6 protein-coding genes are annotated in these 5,069 nt (G+C 45.2%); 4 read left to right on the top strand and 2 right to left on the bottom strand.

What is annotated here, in order from left to right; translation table 11 throughout:
* The first annotated feature begins 83 nt into the window (after positions 1–83).
* The 4 genes from QUA38_RS27190 (at position 84) to QUA38_RS27175 (ending at position 3,289) form a co-directional block, all read left to right on the top strand.
* Positions 84–176 (top strand): hypothetical protein, encoded by a 93-nt coding sequence (locus tag QUA38_RS27190; protein ID WP_333167393.1) that lies wholly within the window; start codon positions 84–86, stop codon positions 174–176.
* Positions 151–336 carry a hypothetical protein gene (locus tag QUA38_RS27185; protein ID WP_333167391.1) on the top strand — a complete coding sequence of 62 codons (186 nt, stop codon included), beginning with the start codon at positions 151–153 and terminating at the stop codon, positions 334–336. Before QUA38_RS27190 ends, QUA38_RS27185 begins: the two co-directional genes overlap by 26 nt.
* A 422-nt stretch (positions 337–758) precedes the next feature.
* Positions 759–2,969 carry a PAS domain S-box protein gene (locus tag QUA38_RS27180; protein ID WP_333167390.1) on the top strand — a complete coding sequence of 737 codons (2,211 nt, stop codon included), beginning with the start codon at positions 759–761 and terminating at the stop codon, positions 2,967–2,969.
* A 26-nt stretch (positions 2,970–2,995) separates the two neighbouring features.
* A complete protein-coding gene (locus QUA38_RS27175; protein ID WP_333167388.1) occupies positions 2,996–3,289 on the top strand; it encodes a TIGR03792 family protein in 294 nt (97 codons plus the stop codon).
* A gap of 181 nt (positions 3,290–3,470) precedes the next feature.
* Here the strand turns inward: QUA38_RS27175 and QUA38_RS29535 are convergent, their stop codons facing one another.
* A complete protein-coding gene (locus tag QUA38_RS29535; protein ID WP_445305113.1) occupies positions 3,471–3,668 on the bottom strand; it encodes a type II toxin-antitoxin system RelE/ParE family toxin in 198 nt (65 codons plus the stop codon).
* Between the two features lie 119 nt (positions 3,669–3,787).
* Positions 3,788–4,393 (bottom strand): hypothetical protein, encoded by a 606-nt coding sequence (locus tag QUA38_RS27170; protein WP_333167386.1) that lies wholly within the window; start codon positions 4,391–4,393, stop codon positions 3,788–3,790.
* Positions 4,394–5,069 lie beyond the last annotated feature (676 nt).

Below are 5,069 nucleotides of genomic sequence, written 5' to 3'. Positions count from 1 at the left end.
TTTTGAGTTTGCTGGATGGAACTTTGTATCAAAGCGTCATCGACGAACACGGCATTCAATTTCAGCAAAAACTCGTAATTTTGATGACTTGCAACACCACTGAAAGATTAGATCCTGCAATGTTACGCAAAGGGAGAGTGGATTTTACCAGTGAATTTACGCACAAATTTGTTTGAGCGCTCTCTTGCATTCTTAAGCTATCTGGCGATCGCACTGGCTACACGATCTCATACCATGTTCGATGTGGGATTTTCAACTAAAGAATTGGCAATGACTGAGGAAGCTCATGATTTGGAGCGCGGGCCTACAGTTGCATTCTTTTGGGAACTTGTATAAAATACCGAACAATCACCAGGAAATCTTCTGAATATCAAAGTTTGGGGGAAACTTTCTTGAGTACCTATAGACCATGGGTGTCAACAATCGCCTAAAACCCTTTGTCTCTCTCGTTTTTAGCCTAGTGTCGCTGCCCTCTTGCGCCCCCGCACAGTCGGGGCAGGCAAGAGATCGCTCCAGTCTCCTCCGACTATTCGGGGGCGCCGGCGCGATCTATGCCTAATGGTCAAACAGCAAGCGGGCACTAGCTTTGGTCTTAAGTTGATAGCAATGCCTATAGACATATCCCCCTCAAAAATGATATCAATGATGGGTGAGACCCTCTAAGGATATCGACCGAGAGAGCACATCAGGGGAAAACAGCATTTTTGGTCTCAAACAGAATTTTTCAGACTTGACATCTATGGAGGAAATCCCAAACCGTGCACACTAAGCCAGTTCAGCAAAAAAGTCAGGGACTGGGAAGGTACGTTGACGGGACTGTCCCGATCGCCCAACAACCCGCAGAGGCAGCCGTGTCCGAGAGTAAAGACCGATTTCGGCGGTTTGTGGAGCGCTCCGCCGAAGCCGTGGCAATGGTAGATTGTGAAATGCGCTATCTGTCGGTTTCTCGTCGCTGGGAAACAGATTGCGGGTTGGGCGACGGCGAGGCCATCGGCCGATCTCATTGGGAACTGTTCCCGAATCTCCCGGAATATTGGGAGCAAAATGCCCAGGCTTGTTTGAGGGGAGTTTTGCAATACAGCGAGTTTGTGGCAGGGCGATCGATCGCATCTGTATCAGGAAAAATCGCAAGCGGCTCTGTCAGCGAGTCGGTAAAATGGGTATTTCAGCCTTGGACAAATAGCAACGGTGCGATCGGCGGTTTGATTTTGTTTGCATCTAAGATAGCTGAGGCTCCCGCTCAAACTAATTGCTTTAATAAATTTCAGTCCGAACTCAAGAGCAAGCAGTTAGAAACTATACCGCAACTAACTCAAATTGCCCTCGAAAATGCTGCTGATACAATCTTTTTTACTACGTCCGACGGTCAAATTTGCTACGCGAACAAAGCCGCTTGCCATCTTTTCGGCTACTCGGAATCGGAACTGCTAAACATGAGGGTTAGCGACATCGATTCGCAGTTGCCAGCATCGGATTGGCGAGAACACTGGGCTCAACTGAAGCAGCAAACCAACCTCACTTTTGAAACCAGTTACAAAACCAAAGACGGCCCCAGTTTTCCCGTTGAAGTTAAAGTCAATTATATAGAATACGGCGGCTGCGAATACCGCTGCGCGATCGCCCGCGACATTTCGGCTCGCCGAGTAGCAGAATCAGCGCTTTTAGAGGCGAAAGAGCAACTTCAAGCCGTTTTGGATGCCGTGCCGGGATTAGTTTCGTGGGTAAGTTCAGATTTGCGCTACTTGGGAGTAAACCGACATTTAGCGAGCGCTTACAAAATGCCTGCCGAACTATTTATCGGTCAAAAAGTAGGTTTTTTAGATACAAGTCCCAAATTTAACGATTTAGTATACGATTTCTTTGCTAACCATAAAAAGAAGACATCTCAAGAAGTAACAGCGATCATCAGAGGAGAAAATAAAACTTATCTAATTGTCGCTCAAAAATACCATAACAGTACGGCGGCAGTATTTGTTGGATTGGATATTACAGAAAGCAAACAGTCTCTTTTAGCCTTGCAAGAATCAGAAGAACGCCTGCGACAACAAGCGGCTAAATTAGAGCAGACGCTGTTAATTTTGCAGCGAACTCAAACTCAACTGATTCAAACAGAAAAAATGTCGTCCCTGGGGCAGTTGGTAGCAGGAATAGCGCACGAAATTAATAATCCAGTTAGTTTTATTTCCGGCAATGTCAGCCACGCCACTGGCTACATTCAAGAACTGCTGCGAGCGATCGACGTTTACCAAAAGTATTATCCCCATCCCGTGCCGGAAATTCAAGACTTGATGGAAGAATTAGACTTAGACTTCATCAAAAAAGACTTGCCAAAACTGCTAAATTCAATGAAAGTCGGTTCGGAAAGGATTCGCGATGTCGTGCGATCGCTCCGCTTGTTCTCGCGTACCGACGAAGCGCAAATGAAGCCTGCTGATATCCATGAAGGTTTGGACAGCACTTTGCTGATCTTGCAAAATCGCCTGCAAGCTAAAGGGGGACGGCCGGGGATTTCTCTAGTTAAAGAGTACGGAGATTTGCCGCAAATTCACTGCTATGCGGGACACTTAAACCAAGTGTTCATGCACTTGTTGACAAATGCGATCGACGCTTTGGAAGAAGGGGGGAGAAATGCCGAAAAGTATGGTAAAATGCAAAGTCAGTCTCTGTTGTCTGCAGGCCGAGCGAGAGCTAAAGTATTCAATCCTGAAATTCGGATTCGGACTTTTGTGGTAGGGGAAAACGAAGTTGCGATAGCCATTAGTGACAATGGCCCTGGCATGACTGAAGAAGTCCTCGACTGCATCTTTGACCCTTTGTTTACCACTAAATGTCCAGACACGAGCACAGGTTTGGGTCTAGCAATATCCCAGCACTTAGTAGTAGAAAAACACGGCGGTGAGTTGCACTGTGTTTCGCGTCCGGGAGAGGGAACAGAGTTGATAATTAAAATTGCGATCTGCAACGATTAATTAGCTATTTACAAATAGGAAATAAGATGGTAATTGAGTGGCTGAAATTTAAAGTACCTCAAGAAAAGTGGGAGCAGTTTATTCAGCGAGATCAGGAAGTTTGGACGGAGGGGCTAAAAAGTTGGGACGGTTTTTTAGGCAAAGAAATTTGGGTAGATCCGGTGGAAAATGAGGTGGTGATGTTGATTCGCTGGGAAACTAGGGAGAAGTGGAAATCGGTTCCGCAAAGCACAATAGATGAGTTGGATGGGAAAATGGGCGATTTGCAAATTGTGATCGCCGAAAGTCGCGAATATCAAGTGCGCAAGTTTTTGCATTAGTGAGTCAGCAGTCAGTTGATTGTGTTAATCTTTGAAAGATTAATCATAAGTTTTACCTTGATTGTACCGCAGACATCGACTTGGTATTTGGTGTGAAGGGCGATCTATCTCGGTACAATCATCCCAGTGTTTGGTATTTGGTGTGACGGGCGAGCGCTCTTTTATTAACTATTTGATGCGATTACTCTGGAGGCTCAGTACCTAGAGGGGCTTGACGGCGGTGACGAACGTGTATTATTGCGACGGAATCGCCCTCCACCACAAACAGAATTCGATAGGTTCTTCCTTTACCAACCCACAGTTGTCGAATTTCCCTACCAATGATGGCAGCTTCGGGTGCAACTGAGCAACGGTAAGGAAACTGTTCCAGGGATGCAATCGCGTCTTGCAGGTCCTAGTACCACTGATTTGCGGCATCAGCACTCAGATAATCGCACATCTAACGGTAGGCATTTTCAATTTCTTGAAAGGCGGGTGGTTGGATTAGGAGTTGATAACTCATAGACTAGGAGGAATGTTGAACTGCTGCTGTAGCGCTGTCATGGCTCTCTCGGCTGGAATACCTTCACCTCGATCGAAGCTTTCGAGTCCTTTGCGGATGCCGATGATAGCTTCGAGGTAGTCGATACGCTTTAGCAGTTGTTCGTAGGTATTAAGTTGGGGGTTTAGAGTGGATTTTAGCGATCGTACCAAACTCAGAAGATCCGCAAGCAGCTCGTCAGGGGTGCTATCGATTTCTTGGATGAGGAGTTCTTTGATGGTCCTCGCGGCATCTGGTGGAGGATTGGTGCTTTGATTGTAACGGCGATCGCTATGAGTTGTGATCGGGCGATCGGTACCAGTACAATCATCGCAGTGTTTTGTATTTGGTACGAGGGGCGATGGTTTTTGATGTGTGATGGGCGATTCCTCTCGGTACAATCGTCGCAGTGGAAGGGTGGCTATGGATAAGATTGTGATGAGAAAAAGAGATGGGATTTTGGCGTTGCTGAATACAGCTAGGAATTCAGATTGCCCAATTGCTATAAGCCAAGTCGGGTGAGTTTTGTAACCTCTGAGAAAAGTTGATTCATACCGTGAATCAACAACGCCGAAATTCTCCAAGATAAAGAATTAACATAAATTGATAACTACGAAGCGGTTATTCACCGCTACCAAGGCAATCCGTTATGGTTAAAAAGCGTGGCGACTTTGATTCAAGAGTTGGGAATTGGTGCGACTGAGGTATTAATAGATGATACCATATTGTTACCCAAAGATTTGAAAGATGTTTTACAATAGCAGTACGATCGCACTTCGGAACTCGAAAAACAAGTCATGTCATTGTTGACGACAGAAAACCCGCCAGTAAACTTCGCCAAGTTGCTACAAAACGGACAAATATCATCATCATATTTGCTAAACGCATTGCAATCTCTATCGCGGCGCTGCTTGAGATAAAAACAGGAAACCCTTTACACTTTGCAACCTGTACTGAAGCAATATATCAAAGGGTTATAACAAAATTAGTTCTGGAGGCATAAATACCAAATAAAGCGGTTTTTTTACCGATTCTGCTGGCTGCGACGAAGTATTTTTGTAAAAAAACCAGGTTTATGAACCCCTGCGTAAGCCCTAATTTTAAGAAAGTTTTGCATAGAGAGCGGAAATAAAATTAACGCTTAAAAAGCCTACTGCTAGTACGAGAATGATAAAGATGGTCCTACTGAAAATAGACTTTAGCCGATCGCCAATTCCGGGTTTTTCTGAGTTCATTGGTCAATTTTTGCAGTAAATTTGA

This window comes from Microcoleus sp. Pol12B4, assembly GCF_036701385.1.
In the GTDB taxonomy this organism is placed as follows: domain Bacteria; phylum Cyanobacteriota; class Cyanobacteriia; order Cyanobacteriales; family Microcoleaceae; genus Microcoleus.
The sequence above is the reverse complement of the archived record's forward strand: the minus strand, read 5'-3'. Positions and strand labels throughout refer to the sequence as shown.